The sequence below is a fragment of the Actinophytocola gossypii genome, assembly GCF_025165815.1.
Taxonomy (GTDB): Bacteria; Actinomycetota; Actinomycetes; order Mycobacteriales; family Pseudonocardiaceae; genus Actinophytocola; species Actinophytocola gossypii.
The window spans coordinates 452,284-476,197 of the sequence record NZ_JAFFZE010000015.1; the positions used below are offsets into that span (position 1 = coordinate 452,284).

The 23,914-nt window shown below is 67.4% G+C and carries 23 protein-coding genes, 3 tRNA genes and 3 pseudogenes; 19 read left to right on the plus strand and 10 right to left on the minus strand.

What is annotated here, in order from left to right:
• Window positions 1–57 precede the first annotated feature (57 nt).
• Together JT362_RS21025 and JT362_RS21030 are read left to right on the plus strand one after the other, a co-directional pair.
• Entirely contained in the window at window positions 58–672 is a 615-nt protein-coding gene (locus tag JT362_RS21025) for an RNA polymerase sigma factor (protein ID WP_260193193.1), read from the plus strand.
• On the plus strand, window positions 665–1,738 hold the full coding sequence (locus JT362_RS21030) for a CU044_5270 family protein (RefSeq protein WP_260193194.1): 1,074 nt from the start codon (window positions 665–667) through the stop codon (window positions 1,736–1,738). The genes JT362_RS21025 and JT362_RS21030 overlap by 8 nt, the downstream gene beginning before the upstream one ends.
• Window positions 1,739–1,805: 67 nt before the next feature.
• Here the strand turns inward: JT362_RS21030 and JT362_RS21035 are convergent, their stop codons facing one another.
• On the minus strand, window positions 1,806–2,729 hold the full coding sequence (locus JT362_RS21035) for an NADP-dependent oxidoreductase (protein ID WP_260193195.1): 924 nt from the start codon (window positions 2,727–2,729) through the stop codon (window positions 1,806–1,808).
• Between the two features lie 108 nt (window positions 2,730–2,837).
• Window positions 2,838–3,209: a MerR family transcriptional regulator gene (locus JT362_RS21040; RefSeq protein WP_260193196.1), complete on the minus strand. Its 372-nt coding sequence runs from the start codon at window positions 3,207–3,209 to the stop codon at window positions 2,838–2,840.
• A gap of 283 nt (window positions 3,210–3,492) precedes the next feature.
• On the opposite strand from JT362_RS21040, the gene JT362_RS21045 reads away from it, so the two are divergent.
• Window positions 3,493–3,759, plus strand: a complete 267-nt coding sequence (locus JT362_RS21045) for a hypothetical protein (protein ID WP_260193197.1) — start codon at window positions 3,493–3,495, stop codon at window positions 3,757–3,759.
• 25 nt (window positions 3,760–3,784) lie between these two features.
• On the opposite strand, the gene JT362_RS21050 is transcribed toward JT362_RS21045, so the two are convergent.
• Window positions 3,785–5,005 (minus strand): cytochrome P450, encoded by a 1,221-nt coding sequence (locus JT362_RS21050; RefSeq protein WP_260193198.1) that lies wholly within the window; start codon window positions 5,003–5,005, stop codon window positions 3,785–3,787.
• A 74-nt stretch (window positions 5,006–5,079) separates the two neighbouring features.
• Between JT362_RS21050 and JT362_RS21055 the strand changes: the two genes are divergently transcribed.
• Both JT362_RS21055 and JT362_RS21060 read left to right on the plus strand, forming a co-directional pair.
• Window positions 5,080–5,655, plus strand: a complete 576-nt coding sequence (locus JT362_RS21055) for a TetR family transcriptional regulator (RefSeq protein ID WP_260193199.1) — start codon at window positions 5,080–5,082, stop codon at window positions 5,653–5,655.
• A gap of 397 nt (window positions 5,656–6,052) precedes the next feature.
• Entirely contained in the window at window positions 6,053–6,376 is a 324-nt protein-coding gene (locus tag JT362_RS21060) for a hypothetical protein (RefSeq protein WP_260193200.1), read from the plus strand.
• A gap of 30 nt (window positions 6,377–6,406) precedes the next feature.
• On the opposite strand, the gene JT362_RS21065 is transcribed toward JT362_RS21060, so the two are convergent.
• Together JT362_RS21065 and JT362_RS21070 are read right to left on the minus strand one after the other, a co-directional pair.
• Complete coding sequence (locus JT362_RS21065) at window positions 6,407–6,823, minus strand: cold shock domain-containing protein (protein WP_311202734.1); 417 nt, start codon at window positions 6,821–6,823, stop codon at window positions 6,407–6,409.
• A 412-nt stretch (window positions 6,824–7,235) separates the two neighbouring features.
• A pseudogene (locus JT362_RS21070) lies at window positions 7,236–7,448 on the minus strand (aromatic amino acid lyase); the annotation flags it as partial.
• A 149-nt stretch (window positions 7,449–7,597) separates the two neighbouring features.
• Here JT362_RS21070 and JT362_RS21075 point away from each other — a divergent pair.
• The 3 genes from JT362_RS21075 to JT362_RS21085 are packed head-to-tail and all read left to right on the plus strand — an operon-like array spanning window position 7,598 to window position 9,990.
• Complete coding sequence (locus JT362_RS21075; protein ID WP_260193202.1) at window positions 7,598–8,056, plus strand: zinc-binding dehydrogenase; 459 nt, start codon at window positions 7,598–7,600, stop codon at window positions 8,054–8,056.
• Window positions 8,057–8,090: 34 nt separating this feature from the next.
• Window positions 8,091–8,570 (plus strand): amidohydrolase family protein, encoded by a 480-nt coding sequence (locus tag JT362_RS21080; protein ID WP_260193204.1) that lies wholly within the window; start codon window positions 8,091–8,093, stop codon window positions 8,568–8,570.
• A 13-nt stretch (window positions 8,571–8,583) separates the two neighbouring features.
• Window positions 8,584–9,990: a GntP family permease gene (locus JT362_RS21085; protein WP_260193205.1), complete on the plus strand. Its 1,407-nt coding sequence runs from the start codon at window positions 8,584–8,586 to the stop codon at window positions 9,988–9,990.
• A gap of 11 nt (window positions 9,991–10,001) precedes the next feature.
• On the opposite strand, the gene JT362_RS21090 is transcribed toward JT362_RS21085, so the two are convergent.
• Window positions 10,002–10,700, minus strand: a complete 699-nt coding sequence (locus JT362_RS21090) for a FadR/GntR family transcriptional regulator (RefSeq protein WP_260193206.1) — start codon at window positions 10,698–10,700, stop codon at window positions 10,002–10,004.
• Window positions 10,701–10,733: 33 nt separating this feature from the next.
• Between JT362_RS21090 and JT362_RS21095 the strand changes: the two genes are divergently transcribed.
• From JT362_RS21095 to JT362_RS21115, 5 genes are all read left to right on the plus strand, one after another.
• Window positions 10,734–11,252 (plus strand): gluconokinase, encoded by a 519-nt coding sequence (locus JT362_RS21095; RefSeq protein ID WP_260193207.1) that lies wholly within the window; start codon window positions 10,734–10,736, stop codon window positions 11,250–11,252.
• A 287-nt stretch (window positions 11,253–11,539) separates the two neighbouring features.
• Window positions 11,540–11,965 (plus strand): SsgA family sporulation/cell division regulator, encoded by a 426-nt coding sequence (locus JT362_RS21100; protein ID WP_075123646.1) that lies wholly within the window; start codon window positions 11,540–11,542, stop codon window positions 11,963–11,965.
• A gap of 106 nt (window positions 11,966–12,071) precedes the next feature.
• Window positions 12,072–12,144, plus strand: a tRNA-Gly gene (locus tag JT362_RS21105).
• 81 nt (window positions 12,145–12,225) lie between these two features.
• Window positions 12,226–12,297: transfer RNA gene (locus JT362_RS21110), tRNA-Cys, on the plus strand.
• 1 nt (window position 12,298) lies between these two features.
• Window positions 12,299–12,370 (plus strand) — tRNA-Val (locus JT362_RS21115).
• A gap of 17 nt (window positions 12,371–12,387) precedes the next feature.
• On the opposite strand, the gene JT362_RS21120 is transcribed toward JT362_RS21115, so the two are convergent.
• From JT362_RS21120 to JT362_RS21125, 4 genes and pseudogenes are all read right to left on the minus strand, one after another.
• On the minus strand, window positions 12,388–13,362 hold the full coding sequence (locus JT362_RS21120; RefSeq protein ID WP_375546538.1) for a tyrosine-type recombinase/integrase: 975 nt from the start codon (window positions 13,360–13,362) through the stop codon (window positions 12,388–12,390).
• A pseudogene (locus tag JT362_RS35640) lies at window positions 13,266–13,592 on the minus strand (tyrosine-type recombinase/integrase); the annotation flags it as partial. The gene JT362_RS21120 and the pseudogene JT362_RS35640, both read right to left, overlap by 97 nt.
• Before the next feature lie 93 nt (window positions 13,593–13,685).
• Entirely contained in the window at window positions 13,686–14,087 is a 402-nt protein-coding gene (locus JT362_RS35645) for a helix-turn-helix domain-containing protein (RefSeq protein ID WP_375546536.1), read from the minus strand.
• 108 nt (window positions 14,088–14,195) lie between these two features.
• Entirely contained in the window at window positions 14,196–14,366 is a 171-nt protein-coding gene (locus JT362_RS21125; RefSeq protein WP_260193209.1) for a transposase, read from the minus strand.
• 150 nt (window positions 14,367–14,516) lie between these two features.
• On the opposite strand from JT362_RS21125, the gene JT362_RS21130 reads away from it, so the two are divergent.
• From JT362_RS21130 to JT362_RS21155, 6 genes and pseudogenes are all read left to right on the plus strand, one after another.
• Window positions 14,517–14,894, plus strand: coding sequence for a phosphopantetheine-binding protein (locus tag JT362_RS21130; RefSeq protein WP_260193211.1), 378 nt, complete (start codon window positions 14,517–14,519; stop codon window positions 14,892–14,894).
• 1,404 nt (window positions 14,895–16,298) lie between these two features.
• Entirely contained in the window at window positions 16,299–17,840 is a 1,542-nt protein-coding gene (locus JT362_RS21135) for a Dyp-type peroxidase (protein ID WP_260193213.1), read from the plus strand.
• Window positions 17,841–17,901: 61 nt separating this feature from the next.
• Window positions 17,902–19,494, plus strand: coding sequence for a Dyp-type peroxidase (locus JT362_RS21140; RefSeq protein ID WP_260193215.1), 1,593 nt, complete (start codon window positions 17,902–17,904; stop codon window positions 19,492–19,494).
• Window positions 19,487–21,787 (plus strand): galactose oxidase-like domain-containing protein, encoded by a 2,301-nt coding sequence (locus tag JT362_RS21145; RefSeq protein WP_260193216.1) that lies wholly within the window; start codon window positions 19,487–19,489, stop codon window positions 21,785–21,787. The genes JT362_RS21140 and JT362_RS21145 overlap by 8 nt, the downstream gene beginning before the upstream one ends.
• 116 nt (window positions 21,788–21,903) lie before the next feature.
• A pseudogene (locus JT362_RS21150) lies at window positions 21,904–22,224 on the plus strand (transposase); the annotation flags it as partial.
• Window positions 22,184–23,845: an RHS repeat-associated core domain-containing protein gene (locus tag JT362_RS21155; RefSeq protein ID WP_511261447.1), complete on the plus strand. Its 1,662-nt coding sequence runs from the start codon at window positions 22,184–22,186 to the stop codon at window positions 23,843–23,845. The pseudogene JT362_RS21150 and the gene JT362_RS21155, both read left to right, overlap by 41 nt.
• Window positions 23,846–23,914: the final 69 nt, after the last annotated feature.

The following is a 23,914-nucleotide window of genomic DNA, read 5'->3' on the forward strand; positions in this document are numbered from 1 at the left end:
TGGACCCGAGATCATTCGCCCCGTGAAGGGCTTGACGGGCCGCGGGCAAGTAGAGGCGTGACAAAAACAACCGCCAACTCAGTGCGCCCCGGTGAGCCGCCGCCGCTCGGGGACGGCCCGGATCTGTCGGAACCGGATCCGAGATCGGTTTTCGGGCGGCTCTTCGACGAGCACGCGGAGTCACTGCACGGCTACCTGGCGCGTCGGGTCGGTGACCAGGCCGCCGACGACCTGGTCTCGGAGACGTTCCTGGTGGCGCTGCAGCAGCGACACACCTACGACCCGGCTCGGGCCGGAGTGCGGCCCTGGTTGTACGGGATCGCCACCAATCTGCTGCGGCGGCACGTGCGGCAGGAGGTACGGGGCTGGCGGGCCAGAGCCCGGGTGATGGGGACCGACCGGCTCCAGGCGGATTCCCACGAGGCCCGCACGACGGAGCAGGTCGCCGCGCAGCAACAGGTCCGGCAGTTGGCCGGTGCGTTGGCGGCCTTGCAGCCCGGAGATCGGGACGTGCTGCTGCTGATCTCGTGGGGTCAGCTGAAGCCCGCCGAGGTGTCCGAGGCGCTGGGCATCCCGGTGGGCACGGTCCATTCCCGCCTGCACAGGGTGCGTCGGTGGTTGCGGTCACATGGTCCTGTCACGACCCAGGAAACGGAGGACGGCGATGCGTGAAGGGGATCGGACCGGAGAACGGCAGGTGTGGACCGACGACGAGCTCGACCGCGCGTTGGACGGGCTGTATTCGGAGATCAAGCCGCGGCGACCGGAGCTGGTAGGGATGCGGGAGAAACTGATGGCGGACATGAACGGCGAGGCCCGGCCGCGGCTGACCGCGGTCGAGGCCGGGAAGAACGTGCGCCGGCGGCAGCCGGTGCGACGCTGGTTGGCCGCCGCGGCCGCGGTCGTGTTGCTCGTGACCGGGGTCCTGACGGCTCAGACGGTGTGGTTCTCCAACGCCACCGCCGCGGCGCAGGAGGCGTTGACCAGTGCCGCCGATGTCGCGGCCCGGGCCGAGGACCCGGTGTTGGCGGACGGCCAGTACCGCTATGTGGCCACCCACGCCTGGTGGGTGCGTACGACGGGAACGGAGGACCAGAGTTTCTCCTACCTGAACGAGAACCTCATGGAGGTGTGGATCCCCGCGGATCCCGACGGCGAGTGGCTGCTGCGGCGCCGGGAGACCGGCGACCGTGAATGGATCGTCGGCACCGAGGCCGAAGCCCGCGCGGCCGGCGTACAGATCGAGGAGACGCCGTGGCCGGATCAGCGGGCCATGGGCGGCGACTTCGTCGAGAACGCTCCCGAACACGGTAACTGGCAGTTCCCCGAGCCGGAGTTCCTGGCCGGCCTGCCCACCGACCCCGAGCAGTTGTACGACCGGCTGCGCGCGGACAGCGGCGGCGGCATGCAGGCCCTGGTCTACGCCGCGGACGCGTTGCGCACCGGCATGATGCCGGCGGCGATCCGGGCGAACCTGCTGCGGGCGTTGACCTACCTGCCGGGACTGGACGTCACCGAGGACGTCGCCGATCTGGACGGCCGCAAGGGTGTGGCGTTGGGCATCTCCGAGGACGGCGAGCGCCAGGAGATCATCCTCGACCCCGACACCGGCGAGGTCATCGGCGAACGCAAGGTGTCGGACTCGATGTTCGCCGGCATCCCGAAGGGCACCGTCACCAGCTACTCCTCCGTCACCACCGCGATCGTCGACCGGATCGGCGCCGAACCCACCCGCTGATCCCGACCGACCCGATGGCGGGCGCGACGAACGCGCCCGCCATCGGGGCATGCGGCGAGACCGGGCATCACGCCACCTTGATGACGACCTTGCCCGAAGCGTGACCGTTCTCGACGGTGGCGAGGGCGGCCGGGGCGTCGGCGAGCGGGTGGACCGAGGTGATCACCGGTGCGAGCGCTCCGTCGAGAGCCAGCTGCGCGGCCCGCTCCAGGTTCTCGCGGTCGAGGCGGCGCTCGACGACCCGCCCACCGAGCTCGGGCACGGAGGAATCACCCACGGCGATGACGTCGCGGGGATCCCGAGCCAGCGGAGCGACCGCACGCAGTGACGTGCCTCCAACCAGATCGACGATCCCGTCGAAGCCGTCCGCGACCAGCTCGCGTGCCGTGGCGACGACGTTCCCGGCGGCGTAGTCGACGAACCGCACCCCGATGGCCTCGGCGTGCTCGCGCTTCGCGGCACTCCCGGTTCCGGTCACCCGCAGCCCACGCCGGACGGCCAGCCGGGCGACGGCGAGGCCGACCCCGCCACCGACCCCGTTGACCAGGATCGTGGCACCAGCCGGGAGCCCGAGTTGGTCGAGCGCATCGACCGCTGTCGTCCCGGCCACCGGCAGCGTCGCCGCCACGGTCGCGGAGAGCCCCGCCGGGGTACGCGCGGTGTTCGGCGCGGACAGCACCGTCGTCTCGGCGTAGGTGCCGCCACCGGTGAGTGCGAAGCCGAAGACCCGGTCACCCACCTCGAGCCCGTCGACGTCCTCGCCCCGGGCGAGAACGGTTCCCGCCGCCTCCATGCCCAGCACACGGGGAAACGGACGCCCGCCGTCGAGCCCGGAGACCAGACCCGAGCGCAGCAGGTGGTCGAGGGGATTCACGCCGGCGACCTCCACCCGGATCAGCACCTCCCCGCGACCGGGGACGGGATCGGGACGATCGAAGAACTCCTGCACCTCGGGCCCGCCATGTCTGCCGAAACCCCACGCCGACACCATCTTCCGCTGCCTCTCGTGCGACCGGCCCCGGTGGTTCCGGAGCCCCGCCGCCATCCTCGGCGTTCACATGGATGTGAGGGGCAACCCGCTGAGGTGCGGGTCACAGCATCAGGCGGTGGACAGCTCCGCCCGGTGCCGGCTGTTGACCGTGATCAACCCGTCGAGGGCGTCCCGGGTCTCGACCAGGTGCGCGATGTCGGCGTCGATCCGGTCACGCAGGCGCGTCATCGTCACGAACGCCAGCTCCACGACGCCCGGGTCGTCGGGGGTCTCCACGCACGGCAGCACGGCCGCGATCACCCGGCTGGACATCCCCGCGTCGAACAGCTGTCGGATGAGCGACACGCGCTGGACCTCGGCTTCGGAATAGTGGCGCTGGCCGGCCGCGGAGCGTGCGCTGTTCAGCAGGCCCTGCTCTTCGTAGTACCGCAGCGAGCGCGGACTCACGCCCGTGCGCTTGGACAGCTCGCCGATCCGCATACCTGAGAACCTACGCCCGCACGCTCCGGTTCAGGGCGGCTACCGGGCGGGCAGCCGGGCCAGTTCGGCGAGTACCACGGGAGAGGTCTCCGACGTGACCGACATGAGGCATCCGGGGCGACATCGGGTGGCCGATCGGTCATGCTCGGTCCGGCACGGACCGTCGGATCGCTCGCCCGTGCTTGCATCGACGGATGCGCCTACGGGCCTGGCGGCGGCGATCGTCGACCTGCTGCCTCCCGACCGTTCCGTCGGTGCTCCGCTTCGGCGAGGAAGCGGTCCGATGGCTGGGTTGTCGCAGGTGACCGGATCGGCCGCCCGGATCACGGCCGGGACCGGTCCGTCGGGTAACGCCACCGGCCGGTTCGCGTTCTCGACCGACACCGGCCGGTACCTGCTTCTGGAGCAGGAATCGCGGTGGTGCGTGGTCGCTTCCGGGCGCGCCGACCTCGAGCAACGGATCGCGGCCGTCCTGTGTGCCGTGGACGAGGGAAGTGCGCGGGAACGCGCGCACCTGATGGACCGCGCGCTGATGTCCGCGGGACTCTAGTGGACGTTCCCGGCAACCCGCCCTCTCAGCTCCGGTCCCAGGTGACGGGGAGCCGCCAGGTCCCGTAAACGATGGCCGTCTCGCGCATCGGAACGTCCTCGACCGGGACCGCCAGGCGCAGCGTCGGGAAGCGGTCGAACAGCGCGCGGTAGGCGATGCGCATCTCGATCCGGGCGAGTTGCTGGCCGAGGCACTGGTGGACGCCGTGCCCGAAACCCAGGTGGTGCCTGGCATCGGCGCGGTCGAGCCGCAGGGTGTCGGGGTCGGTGAACCGCTCGGGGTCACGGTTGATCGCGGGTAACCCCAGGACCACGGTCTCGCCTTCGCGGATGAGCCGGCCCGCGATCTCGACGTCCTCCAGCGCGGCGCGGTTCGGTCCTCCCAGATGGACGATGGTCAGATAGCGCAGCAACTCCTCGACCGCCGTTTCGTCCAGTGCGGAGGCGGCGAGCTGCTCTGGGTGTCGCAGTAGTGCGAAGGTGCCCAGGGCGAGCATGTGCGCGGTGGTCTCGTGTCCGGCGACCAACAGCAGCAAGCCGATGTTGGCCAGTTCCTCGTCGGTCAGGTCGGTCTCGGTGATCAAGTCGCTCAGCAGATCGTCGGCGGGCCTGGTTCGCTTGTGCCGTACCAGGTCGCCCAGGTAGCGAGCGAGGCTGCCGATGGCGGCCATGGCCTGTTCCGAAGTGTTGTCCAGGTTGACGGCCACGGTGGTCTGCTCCTCGAAGAACGCGTGGTCGTCGTACGGGACACCCAGCAGTTCGCAGATCACCAGCGAGGGGATCGGGAGCGCGAACGCCGGCACGAGGTCGACCGGCGGTCCGGCGTCGGCCATGGCGTCCAGGTGATCGGCGGTGATCCGCGCGACGCGCGGTTCGAGGAGCTTCATGCGGCGAAACGTGAACCGGCCGGTGAGCAGGCGCCGGTACCGGGCGTGCTCGGGCCGGTCCATGTTGGCGAACCAGCCGGGCGCGGGCGGTTTGTCATGGCCGCCGGGGCGGACGTTCGGCCGGGACAGTGGGGAGTGCCGGAGCTCGGGCCGGACGGTGAAGCGGGGGTCCGACAGCACGGTGCGCGCGGCGTCGTAGCCGGTCACCAGCCAACCCACGTGTCCGTCGGGGAAGGCGAGGCGGGTGAGCGGCTCGCCGCGCCGTGCCAGCGCTGTCAGCTCCGGAGGTGGGTCGAACGGGCAGCCGGGAGCGCGCGAGGAGGGCAGGGTGACCGGGCCGTCAAGGTTCTGGTCGTTCAACGGGTAACTCCATTTCGAGAGTGGACTATTTTATGAGACTACAGTATCAGTTGCGTCTTCGGTATGATCAATGGATGAGCGGCCTGCGTGAACGTAAGAAGGTCAAGACCAGGGAGGCGATCCTTCGAGAGGCGTTCCGGCTCTTCCGCGAGCACGGCTACAGCGCCACCACGGTCGAGCAGATCGCCGAGGCCGCCGAGGTCTCGCGCGCCACGTTCTTCCGCTACTTCCCGACGAAGGAAGACCTGGTCACGCTCGACCGCTTCCTGCCGCTCGTCGAAGCACTGAAAGCTCAGCCGCCTGGTGCGGCACCGGTCAGTGCGCTGCGTGGTGCGTTCCGCACGGCGTTCGCGGGCCTCTCCGCCGAAGAGATCACCGCCGGGCACGCGCGCGAGGTGTTCGCGGCGACCGTTCCCGAACTGGTGGCGGCCAACCTGCGCAAGAGCCCCGGCTTGATCCGGGAGGTCGCCGAGATCCTGGCGGACCGGACGGGGTGCCCGCCCGACGATTCCCGGATACAGAACGTCATCGGCGCGAGTTTCGGGGTTGTGGCAATGGCTTGGCTCCGCTGGGCCCGGGACTCCGCCGTCGACGGCCCCGCCGAGATCGACAGGTCACTGGCACACCTGGAGTCCGGACTGACCCTCTAGACCTGTCGGACTGGCCACACAGGACGGTGAGCGCGGGCGGGCTCTGGTTCGCCGAGCGAGCCCGGTGCGCATGGCGTGGACGTACGTGCGCGCAGGGTATCCAGGCCGATACGAACGGAGCAGGCGTCGGCAACTGGCCCACCAGGTCGACGCGCGACGTAGCAAAGTGCCTTCCGGTAGGCAATGCTCCATGCGGGTGGAGGCGACTGGTCGTGGGTGAGGCGGGCGAGTCGGCGGCGGGCTTGTCGTTCGGGGGTTTGTTGTTGCGGTATCGGCGGTCCGCGGGACTGTCGCAGGAGGCTTTGGCGCGGGCTTCCGGGATGAGTGTGCGGGCGTCGCGGGAGCTGGAGCGCGGTCGACAGGTCGGTTCGCGGACGCGCTGAGCGAGCTCCGCGGTGTGCTCACCGAGCTGGACCGGCGCGACGACCAGAGCACGCCGACGCGGCGGTGGCTGAGGGCGATGGTGCTCGACGAGATCGGCCCGTGTCATGCCGGGCTGGAACAGTGGCGGGAGGCCGCCGAGGCTCATGCCGAGGCACGACTGACGTTCGCCATGCTCGGCGCCGCCTACCGCCAGGCCCGTTCCGCGTTGCTCGAAGGAGTCGCGTGGCGGGAGGCCGGCCGGCGCGAGTACTCGCGAAAATGGCTACTTCGTCGGTCCACATCACCAGGCCGACCGGGAGATCGTCCTCAAAGAACTCGCGGTCGACGCGCCCTGTGACAGATCCGTGTGACGGCCGCGCCGCGGAGCTCAGTCCTCGACCCACCCGTGTTTGGTGGCGATGGCGAGCACGCTTCGTCGCACGAGCACGATCTGCTCGGCGGTGAGGGTCGGTACCGCGGCGAGGAGGGATTCGGTGATCTCGGTGGTGAGTTCGGTGGTCGACATGATGTCGCACATGCCGTCGTCACCGGCGTCACCGGCGGGAACGTTCTGCCCTACGGCTGCGGTGCTCGGACCGTCCACGATCTGGACGCGGGACGCCTTCAGCCCACGGTGACCTTCCTCGGCGACGAACCGAACGCGGGTACCGGGCGTGAGCAGCTTCTTGTCGAAGCCGAGGTCGTTCACGTGGAGGAAGACGTCCTCGTCGCCGTCGTCCGGGGCGACGAACCCGTAACCGCGGACCTCGTCGAAGCGGATCACCTTGCCGGTCAGCACTGCCATTCCCATCACCAACTACCCAATCCAGTCTCTGATCGTCGCCGGATCCCTCGACGACCCTGCCCTGAACGGTACCGGCGCGGTTCCCGGACGAGGTCAGGCCGCGTCGAGCCGCTGCTCCGGGACCACGGCGCGCAGGGCGCGCAGGGCGTTGTGCAACCGGCTCTTCACCGTGCCCGCCGGCACACGAGGGTGTCCCGGTGTACGCGGGACATCCGGTCGTGGATCGCGCCGACCACGACCCGGGTCTCGACCTCGTCGCTGGCCGGAGGCAGCACCCTTGTCGTGCCGGCGCGCTACGACCAGTCTGGGAGAGTGCGACGCCTCGTCCGAACGTTCCGCCGGTTCGGTACCCCGCTGGGGACAGCATCGGTGGCAGGCCGCTGCTGCGCACGGGATCGACGAGCAGGTCCAACTGCCGCTCCGCGAGATTGCCGAGCTGGGTCGCGACGATGGACAACAGGTCCGGGGCGAAGGCCGCCGGCTGGCCGAAGAAGTTCCCGCCGTGGCCGACGAGGTCCTCATCGGGGAAGAACAACGGGTTGTCGCTCACACCGTTGAGGTCGCGCGAAACGACCCGCTCGGCCCAGTCGAGCGCGGACCGCGCGGCGCCCGCCAGTTGTGGCACGCAACGGACGGAGTAGGGCTCTGGAGCGGGCGGTCGCCCGAGGGCCGTGCGCCGCCCAGCCAGCCGTTCTCACGCTGGCCGACGTCATGGCGACCGGGCACCACACGATCCACGCGTCCGGAAGGCCGGTCCCGTCGACCGTCGCGGTTGTGGGCGACGGCGCGGTCGGCCTGTGCGCCGTGCTCGCCGCGCACCGGGCGGGAGTGGAACGGGTGTTGCTGCTCGGGCACCACGAGAGGCGGTTGGAGATCGGCAGGAACTTCGGCGCCACCGACCTCGTCGTCGCGCGGGGGCCGGAGGCTCACGACCAGATCATCGACATCACCGGCGGTGTCGGCGCCGACCTCGTCGTGGAGGCGGTCGGCGAGCAGGACGCCATCACCACCGCCGCCGCGGTGTGCGCCCCTGGTGGGGTCGTCAGCATGGTCGGTGGACCGCACGGCGAGCTCGACCTTTTCGGCTGCTTCCTGCGCAACGTGACGCTCACCGGTGGCCTCGCCCCCGTACGCCGCTACCTGCCCGAGTCGACCCTCCCGCTGCCCGACATCGACCGCGGCTACCGGGCGGTGCTCGATCGGCGGGCGACCAAGGTCCTGGTCACGGCGTGAACGGGGTCCTTCCTCGCCCGTCGAACGACCGAGGTTGATCGACGACGTGCCGGGTATCCGGGCGCGATGTACGCGGACGACGTCCTCCGGCCCTGGTTCGACGCGCTGGTCACCCGGTACCCCGGCGTCGACCCGTTCGACGTGCACACCCACCTCGGCCGGCTTCCCGCCGAGCGAACCGGACGGCTACCGGGCGCCCAACGACACGGTGCTCGACGCGGCGGCGCACGACCACGCACTGGTCCCGTTCTGCCGCCTCGCGCCCGGCGACCACCCGGACAAGGAGCTGGCGCGCTGCCTGGACGGCGGCGCGGCCGGCGTCAAGCTGCACCCCGCCAGCGACGACTTCATCCTCGACGACGACGAGCTCACCGACGTGTCCCAGCCGGTACGCGCCGGGCTGGGACCTGGCCGCCACGGCCGCGGTGATCGCGCGCACCTCGTCACTCTTGTCAAAGGTACTACCTTTGCGGCAGGGTGTGCGCGCAGAATGCCCGAGAGCGGGCGCGGGTGACGAAGGAGTTGCCGTGGAAGCGATCGAACCCCAGTTCGGCACGGTCACGCTGCTGTTGATGGCGGCCGGTGCCGTGGCCGTGTTGTTGTTCCTGATCATGAAGGTCAAGCTGCACGCCTTCATCGCGCTGGTCCTGGTCAGCGTGCTGACGGCGGTGGTCGTCGGCTTCGAACCAGGCGACATCCCCGACGTGTTGATGTTCGGGTTCGCCGACACCATCGGCGGAGTCGCGCTACTGGTGGCGTTCGGCGTGATGCTCGGCCGGCTGCTCGAGGTCACCGGCGGTGCGCAAACGCTCGCGGACACCCTCATCAACCGGTTCGGCGAGAAACGCGCCCCGTTGGCGCTGGGGATCGCGTCCCTGCTGTTCGGGTTCCCGATCTTCTTCGACGCCGGCCTCGTCGTCTTCGTCCCGATCATCCTCACCGTGGCGCGACGCTTCGGCGGCAACGTGCTCCTCTACGCGCTGCCGGCGGCCGGCGCGTTCGCCGCGATGCACGCGATCGTCCCGCCCCACCCCGGGCCCGTGGCCGCGGCCAACCTGATCGGCGCGAACGTCGGGATCACGCTGCTCGTCGGCATCCCGATCGCGGTGGTGGCCTGGTACGTCGGCGTCATGCTGGTCACCCGCTTCCTCAGCGCCAGGGTCGTGGTGCCGGTCCCGGACGTGATCTTCGGCGAGGTGGAGGACGGCCGCGACGCCGACGGCGACGACGAGGACAAGCTCACCCGCCGGCCGCCGTCGTTCGGCACCGTCCTCATGCTGCTGATCATCCCGCTGGTGCTGATCTCGTTCAACACCGTGCTCTCGACGCTCGTCGACACCGGCGTGCTCGCCGAGGGGCAGGCCTGGGTCGGCTTCCTGAGCCTGCTCGGCGTCACGCCGGTGGCCCTGCTGATCACGGTCATCGTCGCGATCTTCGTCCTCGGCCGCCCGAACGCGTCGATGGCGACCGTCACCAAGATCGTCGACAAGGCGCTCGGGCCGGTGTGCGCGATCATCCTGATCACCGGCGCCGGCGGGATGTTCGGTGGTGTGCTCGAGCTCAGCGGCATCGGCGACGCGCTGAGCAACAGCCTGTCCGATCTCGGCATCTCGCTGATCCTGCAGGCGTTCATCATCGCGACCCTGCTGCGCGTCGCCCAGGGCTCGGCCACCGTCGCGCTGACCACGACCGGTGGGCTGATCGCCGGCGCGGTCGCCGACGCCAACCTGAGCGACTTCAAGCTGACCCTGATCGTGGTCGCCATCGCGGCGGGCGCCACCGTGCTCTCGCACGTGAACGACTCCGGCTTCTGGCTGGTCAGCAGGCTGTTCGGAATGGACGAGAAGACCACGCTGAAGACCTGGACGGTGATGGAGACCACGCTCGGCCTGTCGGCGTTCGTGATCGCCTTCGGTCTGTGGCTGGTGACCTGATCCGGTCGCGGTCAGGTGTCCTGCCCGGACACCTGACCCATCTCGCTGGCCACCTCGACGCAGATCGCCGTCATCGCGGCCCTGGCCACCTCGGCCTCACCGCCCGCGACGGCCTCGGCGACCACCAGGTGCAGCCGGCGGGCCTCTGGCTTGGGCCGGGTCGGCATCAGGTGGTGCAGCGTGCGCCCGCGCAGCACCTCCTCCACGACGTGCGCGAGGCCGGCGAACATCGCGTTCCCCGAGGCCTCGAGCAGCAGCCGGTGGTAGGCGATGTCGTGCTCGAGGAACGTGGTCAGGTCCCCGGCCGCACCGGCGGACTCCATGGCCGCGCCGAGTTCGAGGATCCGGTCCCGCTGCCGGGCGTCGGAGTGCCGGGCGGCCAGCGCCGCGGCGGGCGGCTCGATCGCGGTGCGCAGCTGGGAGAGCTGGTGCAGCTGCCGCCCGCGCTCCGGCCCGGCCAGCCGCCACCGGATGACCGCGCGGTCGTAGTTGTCCCACTGTTCCTCTGGCAGCACGGTGACGCCGGTGCGGCGACGGCTGGCGACCAGGCGCATCGAGGCGAGCACTTGGACGACCTCCCTGGCGACCGTGCGGGAGACGTTGAACTCCTGCTGCACCCACTCCAGGTTGACCGTCGCGCCCGGGGGGAGGGACCCCGAGATGATCAGCGGTCCGAGCCTGGCGAGGACCTCCTCGTGCAGCGTCGCCATGTTCCTCAGCGTACCGACGAACGGAGCAGCTCCTTGACCACCAGTTTCCATCTCGTGGTGATGGGCGTTGCCGGCTCCGGCAAGACGACCGTGGCCCGCCACCTCGCCGACGAGCTGGACCTGCGCTTCGCCGAGGCCGACGACTTCCACCCGCCGGCGAACATCGCGAAGATGAGCGGCGGTGCTCCGTTGACCGACGACGACCGCTGGCCGTGGCTGACGGCGCTCGCCGACTGGATGGCCGACCAGCGCGCCGCCGAAAGGTCGACGGTCGTGACCTGTTCGGCCCTCAAGCGCTCCTACCGGGACGTGCTGCGTCGCCCGGTGCCCGAGACGTACTTCCTGCACCTGCACGGCGACGAGGAGTTGCTGGACGCGCGGATGCGCGCACGCGAGCACTTCATGCCACCCGCGCTGCTCCGTTCCCAGTTCGACACCCTCGAGCCGCTGGGCCGGGACGAACACGGCAGCACCCTGGACGTGAGCCCGCCACGCGACGAACTGCTCGGCGCAGCGACGGGCGTTGTTCGCGGCCTGGTTTCGTCTTCGTGACGAACGCCACTCGAGGAGGCTTGTCCGGAGTTGGTCCTGCGGTAAGTTGCCCTGGTGGCACGAGCGACGTTCGGGCCGGAGGCTGCCGAAACGCGACTGGCTCTTGCCAGGATGGGAGGAGCCAGGAGTACCTTCACGGAGTGTCGTCTACCGCGCGCAAAGAGCTGAACTAGTTGACCCGTACGGGTGAACTATGGCGCACAAGTGACGGAAAGACGTGCCCCGCCCGTCACATAGAAGGTACTCAGTCGTTCAAGTGGCTGGGAAGGGAGAGAAGGGTAGCGACGATGCGCAACGACCACGTCACGCTCCGCTCGACGGCGGTGTTCGACCTTCTGGCGCCGCGGACGCCCGCGGTCCCGGTGAAGGTCGAGCTGCGCTACGACACGCGCGACCCGTACGCGGTCGTGGCCGCGTTCCGCACCGGCCGTGCGGGCTGGGTGGAGTGGGTGTTCGCCCGCGACCTCCTGGCCGACGGCCTGATAGCCGAAGCGGGCAATGGGGATGTGCGAATCCGCCCGGCGGTCGACGACCCGGAGGTCGTCGTGATCGAGCTGAGCAGCCCCTCCGGCCACGCCGTGTTCGAGGCGTCAGCGCAAGAGCTGGCAGACTTCCTCGACCGGACGTACGACGTAGTGGTGCCCGGCAACGAGCACCTGTGGGTGGATGTCGACGAGGCTCTCACCCACTTGATCTCCACCGACCTGACCTGAGCGTTCGCCGAAAGGCAACCCCCGGTTGGAGCGCGGTTCGGCGGGTCGGATAGAGTTTCGCTCGCACCTCGGGGAACGGAAAGTGCCTCGGGGGTGTGGGTTGTCTGCGGACGTAGCGCAGCTGGTAGCGCATCACCTTGCCAAGGTGAGGGTCGCGGGTTCGAGTCCCGTCGTCCGCTCGAAGAGGGGTCGGTCTCCCCAGGACCGAATCCTGGCCCCTCGGTCCGAGCCTGGCCCGCCCGGGATACGCTCGGGCAGCCGGCGGAGTGGCCGAGTGGCTTAGGCAAGGGCCTGCAAAGCCCTGTACGCGGGTTCGATTCCCGCCTCCGCCTCGGGCGATTAGCTCAGTGGGAGAGCACTACCTTGACACGGTAGGGGTCACTGGTTCAATCCCAGTATCGCCCACCCAGAATATACGCAGGTCAGACGGCCCGCTGGTGATCATCACCGGTGGGCTGTTTGGCGTCTGTGGGAGCATTTTGGGAGCAACTGATCTTGACTACCTTTGTTGTTTGGTAGGGGTCACCCGTATTCCTGCTCCCAATTTGCTCCCACCGCGTCTGGAGTCCGGTGAGCATGGCGTCGACCATCGCCGGCGTGACGTGGGAGTAGACGCCGCGGATCCCGTCGAGCCGGTGGCCGAGCCGCTGGTGTTGGAGCACCTCGGGTACGCCGTCTTCGATGAGCCAGGTTTTGTGGGTGTGGCGGAGGTCGTGGAAGTGCAGTCCGGGTGCGAGGGGCGTCCAGCCGCGCGCCTGGTTGCCGTTGACGGCGGGTAGCCAGACTCGTCTGCGGAAGTTGGAGCGTCGGTGCCAGCCCCCGTCCGCCGCGGCGAACACCGCCTGAGCTTTCCCGCTGTCTTGCCGGTGGGTGTGGAGTCGGTCGACCAGGAATCGCGGGAGGTGGATGGTGCGACGCTGGCGGGTGTCTTCGGCCTTCCCAGGGTGTGGTGTCCGTTGATCTCGTGCAGCGCCCCGTCGACCCGGCTGATGTGGATCTTCCCGGTGTCGAGGTCGACACGCGACCACTGCAGTCCGACGAGTTCGCCCCACCGCATCCCGGTGTAGGCGGCGGTGAGCACGAGGAGTGCGTCGCTGGGGTTCATCCGGTGGGTGAGGTCGCGTATCTGTTGTGGGGTGGCGTGGGGGCGTTCGGTGCGGTCGCCGGTGTTGAGCCGCAGTCGTCGGCAGGAGTTGGCGCCGATCAGTCCTTCGTCGACCGCCTCGGACAGGATCGTGGACAGCAGCGACACCACGTCGATCACGGTGGGTTCGGCCAGCGATCGCCGCAGGGTCTTGACCCAGGCTTTGATCGTCATCCGGTTGATCTCCCCGAGGCTCATCGCCCCGAACCGGGGGAGGATGTGGTTGCGCAGGTGCGAGTCGTACTTGCCCCACGTCCCCGCACCCACGTCATGCGCCTCGGACCACAGCCGGATCCACTCGCTCACGCTGGTCTGCGCCAGCCGCGGGTCCACAAAGGTCCCGATCCGTTGCTCGGCCTCCACATCACCCGCACGCGCGGCCGCCTCGCTGCGGGTCGCGAACCCGGTCTCGGAGGTCAACGTCCCGTCCGGGAGCCGGTACCGGATCCGGTATCCCGATCCGTGTTTCTCCACCCAAGCCATCAGTTTCTCCCTGTGTCGCTAGGTCGCCCGCCGGCCGGCGGGCACAGGACATGGACGCTTCCTTGCCGTTAAAGGGCAATGGGTATGTGGTCATCACCGCCGAACGGATGACCCCAGAACGCCACCAGCGGCCACCGAACCGCCACCAACCCGAGGCGCCCGCCGCGGGGTCCGGGACGGGCGCGCGCTGTCCGCGACGATCATGTCGAGATCCGCGCGGGAGAACCTCAGATGCTTGCCCAGCATCGTGCACGGCACCCGACGCTCCGCGGCCCGACGCCGCAGCCACGACTCCCGAACCTGCAACACCGCCGCCGCCTGCGCCGGAGTGAACACCGCCACGCCCAAATCCGCGCCACAACCCTCAGCACGGTCCTCGGAGTGGTCCGTGTCGTGGTCCGTGTCGTGGTCCATGGCACGGTCGCGGTCGGTTTCGGCGATCCCGAACGCCGCACTGGCTGACGGCAGGTTCCGGTCGACAGGAAGTGAAGACATCAGGGTTGCTCCCGGGCGAGTAGAGGTCAGGACACCTCTGAACTCCGAAAAACCCGCCCTCAGGGGACAACACCCACCAGACCATTCGACGAACGGTCACCCGCTCACCTACCCGAGCGCCAGCTTCAACCACGTCCGCAACGCCTCCGGATGCACACCGAGCTGGTCGGCGATCCGCTTGATCGCCCCACCAGCCGACGCAGGGTCACGCCTGGCCTCGACCGCCAAACGCGTCGCCCGCTCACGCAACTCGTCCGGGTACTTCCGTCGTGCCGCCATGACAGTGACTCCTCCGGGTGTTCGATGTCTCCATCAAACCCGGGGCGGGGCATAGTTCAGTGACACGGTCGGGTGAACCTTGGTGGTGCGTGTTTACCTAGTCGCTTTCGGCCAACCCTTGCTCGGTCCAATCGAATGTTGGAGGTACCCATGTCTACCTGGCCGTATAAAGTTGTGAGCGCGCTGATTGTTGCCATGGCCGCAGTGTCGATGCTTGCCGCAACAGGCTCGGCCAGCGCTAGCTCCGATCACGGAGTTGTCCTCATTGCCGAGCAAGCACAGCAGGACACACCAGCCCAGATATTGCGCACTGTGTGTAGTGCGTTGATGGAGGTCCACGACATTAGTGGCCTTGAGTGCCGACCCAACGCATATTTTGCGGATGACCTGGGACTGGACGATCTTGACCAGGTCCGATTGATTCAGCATCTGGAATCATATTACGAAATGAAAATTCAGTACGAAATCGGCGAATTGTTGACAGTCGGTGAATTGGTTAACTACATCTATGAGCACCAGCCGCAGTAATATTTGATGTAATCGCACATTGCCAAGTTTTGATTAACATTGTTGGCCGCTGCAAGCGCGGTGCACGAGCGGTTGTCGACGCCGGCCCCAAGCTCGGCCACATGCAGCGGCTCATCGCCCACCCGATTCGGTCACTGACCACCCGTACACAATGCTGGACCAGACCGAATACCGCGAGCAGGGTCGTCCCCACGCGAGCGGGGCTGATCCTCGTGGCATGAACTCATCGCACTGTTTCACCAACTCGCCGTGATCGATCGCGACCGGATTCCCCTTCTTGTCGGCGAACGAAGCGCGCCGTCGTCGTCGGCTGGGTGACAGCAGCGAGGTACTCTTTCACCGTCCCGTTGATACTCGCCTGGGTCGTGGCCACGACGAAGTCATAGCCATAGTGAGCGTCGGAAAGACGGGATTGCTTCGAACTCATGAGATGTCCTTCTTCGCATACCGAGAATGGAGTCCGCGTCGGTAAGGGGTATGCGAGGCGCCCGACTCGACCCTAGAACAGCGCGCCCACGTGCGACCATCGCTCGTTGGCTGCCAGCTTGTGTGACCGTGCGTGAACCCGCTGTGCCGGAACCGGGCCGACATCCTCGTCATGCGGCTGGTGTCAGCAGCACGGCGTCGCGCTGGGCGTGTTTGTCCGAGGCGCTGTCGCGCTTCGCTGACCCTGGCCTCGACCGACGCCACCACATGTGGGCCAATGTCTTGGCCTCGTTCGGCCAGTTCCACCGCGACATCCCGTACGGAGCCCTCCATGACGGCCTGCCGCCTGGGCCGCCGGTTCCCATTCCGGGCGCCGGCCGTAGACCGCGCAGAGTCAACGAGGTGCGCCCCAGCGCTCGGTACCGGCGCGAGCATCGACGCCCTGGCCTGCGAACAGCGCCTCGAGCTGCGTGGCGATCTGTACTGCGGTCGCCGATCCGCTGGCGGGCGCCCGCAGTGCGAGCCGGTGGCCGCCGTCGCGGTGGTCGCGCTGGAACTGCTACGCGTGGAGATCCTGGGCAAGATCGCTACACACCTGCACGAGCTCGCTGAAGCACTCGGCCGAGTGTCATTCGGGCTGGAGGTTCACCGTGGGCAAGTGATCGTCGGGTCGTGGGAGTGATCCTCGACCTCGGAGTGGGGATCGGTCGCACGCCTTCTGGTGGAGACCGTCGACCCGTGGCAGGGTTTTGACGTACACGCGGACACAGATTGCCGGTTGACGCCGGGACGGCGCAGTTTGCGCGAGACAGACCGGGCTCTGCCGTGAAACTGGTTCGTGCAATCGTCGTCTGGGGAGGACGTCAATGGCACAACGGGTGAGGAGCATGCTCGTGCCCGGTCAATGTTCTCCGATCGCATCGTAGATGTGGAATTCCTGATTTTCTTCGGAATACCGGAGCGCGGAAAGGATACAGCATGACCGATCTGAGCGCGGAACTCCTGCTGGCCGAGGCCGAGGTGCCGCAGCCGCGGACGGTTAGTGACGTCGAGAAGCGCCCTCTGCGGTACTCGCGGGAGGTGCAGGGCAACGTCCTGGCGGCGTTCAACAAGGACCACGAAACGTACCGCCTGGTGTGGTTCGCTGACGCGGAACGCGGTCGCCGCTGGTTGCTGGCGATGTTGGGGCACATCTCCGTGACCGCCGACGTCGAGCAGTTCAACGAGCAGTTCTCGTTGCGCCGCCGCGTCGAGAAGGCCGACCCGAAGGACATGAAGGCGGTCTGGGTCTCGCTGTCGCTCACCTACCGGGGACTCGAGTTGCTCGCCGGCAAGACGAAGTGGGAGGAGGCCATCAAGAAGCCCGGGGTCGAGGATCTGGGTTTCGGTGCCGAGCACATGAACGCCTTCCACCGTGCCGATGCCCTGCACGATGTCGGTGAGTCGGGTCCCCGGTACTGGCAGTTCGGCTCCGACGAGCAACACACTCCGCACGCGCTTGTCGTCGTGTCCGCCGACGACGTGGAGCACCTGGTGGAACGCGAGGGTCTGCTGGACCTCGTGGACGCGTCGACCGGAGCGAGAACGGAAGGCATCCTGGGTGGCACGTTGCCGGGCGAGCGCCGCGGTCACGAGCATTTCGGGTTCAAGGACGGCGTGTCACAGCCGGGCGTGCGGCAGTTCCACCGCGAGGACTTGAAGCGGCACGGAGAGCGAGAAGGACACCCCGGGACCGAGTTGATCGAGCCGGGTGAGTTCGTGTTGGGCTGGCCGAAGGAACCGGGTGGCAAGACGGCTCCCGCGGTGCCCGAGTGGGCTCGTAACGGGTCCTTCCACGTCCTGCGCAAACTCCGCCAGGACGTGCAACGGTTCAAGGCCGCCGCCGCGGCACTGGCCAAGGCGGTCGGCGTCGACCAGGAGGATGCCGCCGCACTGATGGTGGGACGGCATCCGGACGGCCGGCCGTTGGCGCGTCCGATCAACGAGTTCAAGGGCTGGGGGTCGGACCAGAACGACTTCGACTACCACGCCGACGGCACGGGCGACCGAACGCCCTGCTACTCGCACGTCCGCAAGACCAACCCTCGAGCCTGGCACAACGACACCGCAGAGGAGGCGAAGCTCGTGCCGGACGGCGCGGCTTTCAAACAGCTCAAGCGCCACCGCATCATCCGTCGCGGTATCCCCTACGGGCTTCCCTACCAGACCGGTGAGATGCCGGACGTTGTCGACAGAGGACTGTTGTTCGTCGCCTACTGCGCATCCTTGACAGAGCAGTTCGAATTCCAACAAAAGGCGTGGGCGAACAACGAGATGTTCAACCCTGGTCAGAGGAGCGCACCGACCGGCACGGATCCGCTGATCGGTGCGATGAACGACGGTAAGCGAGGACAGGTCACCGTGAAGGGCACTACCTGCCCGCTCACCTTCGACCGTCCCGTGCTCACCTGCGGCGCGGTGTACGCGTTCGCCCCGTCGATGAGCACGTTGCGCAAGCTGGCCGCGGGACAGCCACTGTGACCGGAGTCCGCGAGAGCAGGGCTACGGCTGCTTGCTCTCCCATCTCAGCGAAGGAACCTTCATGACCACGGCGACAACGATCAACTACAGGGAACTGCTGACCCGTGAGAACGAGGCGGGAATCGAGCCGGGCACCAACAGCAGTGTCGACAGGTTGCTGCGCGAGGTCCAGGGGAACGTTCTCAAGAGCCACGGCCGGGATCACACCACGCACCTGTTCGTCCAGTTCAACGACGACGTGGCAGCGGGCAGGCAGTTCCTGGCACGGCTGGCCGACTGGGTGACCTGCGCCCACAAGCAGTGGGAGGACTCCCGCGCGAGGGCGGAGGGCATGGCCGCGGCCGAACGGAAGAAAACCTTGTGGGAGGTCACCGAGGCGAAGGCCGCCGTGCGCGGCAGAAGTCCCGTTTTTGTGAACCTGCTGCTGTCGAAGTGCGGATACGACAAGCTCAAGCTGAGGAAGCCGGACGACGAGTACTTCATGGCAGGCGCCAAGAAGAAGGCGGGAGACCTGAACGACCCGCCTTGCAAGAGTTGGGAGGACGGGTTCCAAAAGGAGGTCCACGCCGTCGTGATGGTGGCGGAGGACGATCCCCGGAAGGTCGACGAGCAGGTGAGGAAGGTGCTCGACCTCCTGGCGAAGACCGGTGCCGGCACCCGGCTGTTCGAGGAGAAGGGACAGGCCCTCCGCATCGACGACGAGGGCCAGCGGTCGTTGGACGAACCACCACGAGAGCACTTCGGGTTCCTCGACGGCATCACCGACCCGCTGTTCTTCAAGAAGGACATCGAGAAGGCACGTCCCGCATCGGGCTTTGCCCATAACGATCCGAGCGCCCCACTGGGTCTGGTGCTGGTCGAGGAACCGAAGGATCCGGCGAATCCCGAGGCTCAGTCCTGCGGGTCCTACGTCGTCTACCGCAAGCTCCGCCAGCACGTCGACCGCTTCACAAAGGCCAGGAACGAACTGGCCAAGCAGCTCAAGAAGCAGGACGGGACCCACGAGGGCAAGTACTACACAGAACTGGCCAACGCATACATCATGGGCCGCTTCCGGGACGGTACGCCCGTCGTCACGCAGAGCACGCCCGGAGGCGGTCGTGTCGACGACTTCGACTACACCGCCGACACGAAAGGCGTGAGGTGCCCATTCCAGGCACACGTGCGCAAGACCAACCCACGCGGGGACACCCGGGACCGGCGTGCGGAGCGGACACACCGCATCGCTCGCCGAGGCATGACCTACGAGTCCGGCACGGATGTCGGCCTGCTGTTCCTGTGCGCGCAGTCCTCCATCGTGAACCAGTTCGCGTTCATGCAGAAGAGCTGGGCCAACTGGCTCGGTTTCCCCAAAGCCAACACCGGCTTGGATCCGGTCATCGGTCAGGGAAAGGGCGAACCGAAAAAGCCGAACGACAAGGACAAGGTAAACCACGCAGGCAAGGTGGATAAAAGGGTACAGCAATGGCCCAACAAGTACGGCGGCGAGGGCAAGTTCAAGCTTCAGGTCGGGGGTAACTGGCGGGAGGACCCAAAGGAGTGCAACTGGGTCGAACTTCGAGGTGCTGAGTACTTCTTCGCCCCGAGCCTTCCGTTCCTGCGTTCCTGCCCACAACAGCCAATGATCGTATCCCCAGGGAGGGGACATGCCTGAATTCATTGACGCACAAGCTGGTGTGCCGACAGCAGAAGAACACAACAGGTCGTTGACCCGCCGAGCTATGGTGGTGAACGGTGCCGTGGTCGCGGGTGCCGGCCTGCTCGCTTCGCAGGCCGTCGCCACCGCTGATCACCGGCGGCGTGACCACGATGACCACGATGACCGCGGTCGGCCCTCGGTGAGCGTCCGGCCCGAGCGGCTGTCGTTGAGGATCGACAACTCGGCCGTCCAGCAGGTGCCCGGTGAACCAGTGCCCCTGCTCATTAGCACGACGTCGGCCGAGACGAGGACCCTGCGGGTCTCGAGCGAGACCGCGTACACCACGGTGGGGCTGGACCGGCTGGACGGCGGCGGACTAGCCAGCGTGGACGTGCAGGTGACAAAGGACGCGCCCGTCACCGTGTGGGTGGTGCCGCACAAGGTCGGTCCGCACTCTCAACCCGCTGACTGGATCACCGTCAGTGACGGTCACGGCCGCCTGCGGGTAGAGGCGTGGATTGAGCCCACCGCCGGACAATGGGTGCACGAGAGCCCGAACAAAACACCGCTGGGCCTAGACATCGTCGCCGTCCACGCGGCGCTGATGCGCGGTCCCGACGGGCCCGAGGTGGTGATGTACTCACCACCCAGGAAACGCGACGAGGACGGGAATCTCAAGCTCAACCCGAAGTGGGATGGAACCAACGACAGGTGGTGCTGGGACGTCAACGCCATGACGAATCCGGAATCCAGGACGCTGGACCTGACGAAGTGGACCACCCGAGACGTCAACCCCGGAAAGACCACCAAACCCCTGACGAGCAACATCTTCTGCAGCGGGGCCAGCCATCTACCGGACGGCCGTCTGCTGGTCGCCGGCGGGCATGTGCACGCCGCCGACGAACTTGAGGACAACGGCAATCTCCTGCACTGCTACGACCCGAAGGCGTCGCCCCGATGGACGCCGCTCAAGGAGAGCATGGAGGAGGTCCGGTGGTACCCCACAGTGACACCGTTGCCGGACGGCCGGATGCTGATTTCCTGCGGTAGCCGAGAAGGGTTGTGGTTCGACGACTCGGACTACTTCGGGAACATCCACAACACCTACGTCGTGTACGACGGTAAGAAGGTCAGCGAAGCCCGGATGCTGGTCGACTTGCCCAAGGATGCTCCGCCGCTGGCGACCTACCCTGGTGTGTTCGTCCTACCCGTCGGCAAGAGCGGCACCATGATCGCGGTCGTGGAAACCAACCGGGCCTGGCTGCACACCTACCAGACCGGCGGAGTGATCAAGCGCGGCAAGAAGCCCCTCTACATGACCAGGCCAGGATCCCGCAGCTACCCCTGGTACGGCTCGATGGTGATGCTGCCACTGCACCCCCGCGATAGGAACATGGCCATCCTCGCCGTCGGCGGCACGAAGGAGGGAAGCACCAACTACACGAACGTGATATCCCAGTACAATGCCCTGCCGCAGGACGACTCAGCGAAGCCGGAAGTAGCGATTCAGGGAACCGCGACCCATGCTCAGTTGCTGGAACTGGCCCTGGACGATCAAGGTAACCACACAGGACAGTGGCGCTCGGTGAAAGCTGAGCGGGCCCGGGTGCTGTGCGACGCCACACTGCTGGCCGACGGCACGATCCTGGTCACCGGCGGCGCGCAGAAAGGATGGGCCAACGACAACTCGGAACCGGTCAAGGCGGCCGAGATCTTCGATCCGAACAGTAAGACGTTCCGTCTCGCCGCCACCGCCACCACCGAGCGGCGCTACCACTCGGTGGCTCTCCTGCTGCCCGACGGCACCGTGCTCAAGGCGGGCAGTAACGGCGGCTTCGGCGGACCATCGAAGGACGATACGCAGAAGTGGTTCCGGAGCCGCGACGACGCCGAGATCTACCAACCGCCCTACCTGTGGCGCGGACCGCGACCGTCGATCGACAAGGTCATTGCTCCCTCCCCTGGAAACATCATCACCGTGGATCACGGTGCGACGTTCACCGTGCTCGCGCAAGGACCGAGCCTGGACGCGCACTCGAAGGTCGCCCTCATCCGTCTCGGAGCCACGACCCACGGCAACAACATGGAGCAGCGGTACGTGTGGCTCACGGTCTCCCAGCCCTACCAGACCGGCGGCAAATGGTCGATCCGCGCAACAGCCCCGGACAACAAGGCCGCAGCACCGCCCGGTGACTACATGCTCGTAGTCGTCGACAGCAAAGGCGTCCCCTCGAAGGCGCAACTGGTACGCATGTCCAACAGACGTCAGCACAGTAGGCCCCACCACCAGCCGACAGACAGAAAATAGGACCCGTGCAGCTCCCTCAGTTGACGCGGAGGTCGACGCCCTGGGGACTGTTCCAAGATCGGTGTGTCCGGCCCGACACGCCGGCGGAAGGTCCGGCGGGATGGGCACTGTGAGTGATGACATCGGACCTTGTGAGTCCACGCAAGAGTGAGAAGCCGGCGCGAGAGTTGTCGCCGGAGCAGGCCGCTGCGGCGGCGATGGTGGCCGTGGCCAAGGCGCGGGGGTTGGCGTTGACCGGCCCGGACGGCCTGTTGAAGCTGTTTACCAAGAACGTGCTGGAGACCGCGCTCAACGAAGAGATGACCGAGCATCTCGGGCATGAGAAGAACTGGGCCGAGTCCGAGCGCGAGTCGGCGAATGTGCGAAACGGTAGCCGGTCGAAGACTGTCATTTCGGATGCCGCAGGCGAGGTCGAGATCAGTCAACAACACGACCGCCGAGTACGACGAACGCAACCGCCTACTCACCGACGGCACCAGCGCCTACAGCTACACCCCACGAGGCACCCTGGCCTCGAAGACCACCGGCACCGACACCGAGTCGTTCAGCTTCGACGCCTTCGACCGCCTGACCAGCCAAGGCGCGACGAACTACACCTACGACGCACTGGACCGAGTCGCCACCCGCAACGGGCAGACCTTCACCTACACCGGCGCCAGCAACGAACTCGCCACCGACGGCACCACCACCTTCAGCCGCGGCCCTTCCGGCGAACTCCTCGCCCTGCACGCCGACGGCGACACCCGCCTGACGATGTCCGACCAACACGGCGACGTCATCGCCGGGTTCGACCCCACAACACCCCTGACCCAGGTCGCCGACAGCACCGCCTACGACCCGTTCGGCACCCCCATCGCCACCACCGGCGACCAGCGCCCGATCGGCTACCAAGGCGACTACACCGACCCCGACACCGGGCAGGTCAACATGACCGCCCGCTGGTACGACCCCTCAACCGGCGCCTTCACCAGCCGGGACAGCGTCACCCTGCCCGCGAGCCCGTCCGGGCTCGCCAACCGCTACGCCTACGGCCTCGGCTCGCCCACCAACTACACCGACCCCACCGGCCACGCACCGATCTACTGCGTCCCCGGCCCTCCGCCCCACCACACACCGCTGTGCTACCCCTACCAACCAGGCGGTGCCGCCGGCAGCGGAATCAACCTACCCCCGCCTCCGTCCGGTGGCGGCGGTGCGGGCTGCGGTGGCGGACTCTCGCCCGAAGCGAAAGCCATGGGCTGCTGCACCTCGATCCTCACGTTCGCCTCGTGCGGGTCCCGCGCCGGCTCAGTCGGTCTCCACGGCGACTGGACCGGATCCGGCGGCGGCTCCTTCACCACCGGCGGCGGCGGAAGCAACGGCCGCGGCGGCGGAGCTGGTGGCGGCAGCGCACCTCGCCCCGACCCCGCGATCGCCGCTCGCAAAGCAAACCGACACGCCGCCTTCACCAACCCCGCACCCATCCCGCACGCCATGTACGTCCCGCTGTACGGCGGCTCGACAACCGCACCCGTATCCACCGACCCCGACCTACCCTCCCGTCGCGCATCCGACTACCGCGACCCCATCAACGACGTCAACCAAAGCTACAAACGCCTCCAAGAATCCCTCACCACCGACGCCCAAACCCTCCTCGGCCAAGTCAAAAACACCACCGCCGCACCCAGCGAGCTCGTCCAGGCCAGCCACCCGCTGCAGTCACCGCGCAACGCCACTCCCGCCTACCCCATACCAGTACCCGACGACGTCAACGCAATGGACGACAAGCAGCGGCAAACCTGGCTACAACAGCGATACGGCGACTTGCGCGACGCCCCCGACATGACCAACCAAGCCCTCCAGTTCCGAGACGCATACTGCGCCGAATACACCGACGAAGACATATGCGCAGACCTCCCCGTCTCCGTACGCGGCGCAACCCTCGGCGAACTCGCCGCCATAGGAAGTATATTCTTCCCGTGGGCGCGGATAGCCAAAGGTCTGGGTCTATCCCATAATCGGTTTCCGGCGTTGTTGATCAATAGGTGTCAGCTCCCGGCCAGCGGTCACCGAACGTGATGGCGAAGGCGTTGAGAACGGGTTTCCAGCGCATCGTCCATCGGGCGCGGCCTGTGCCGGTGGGGTCTA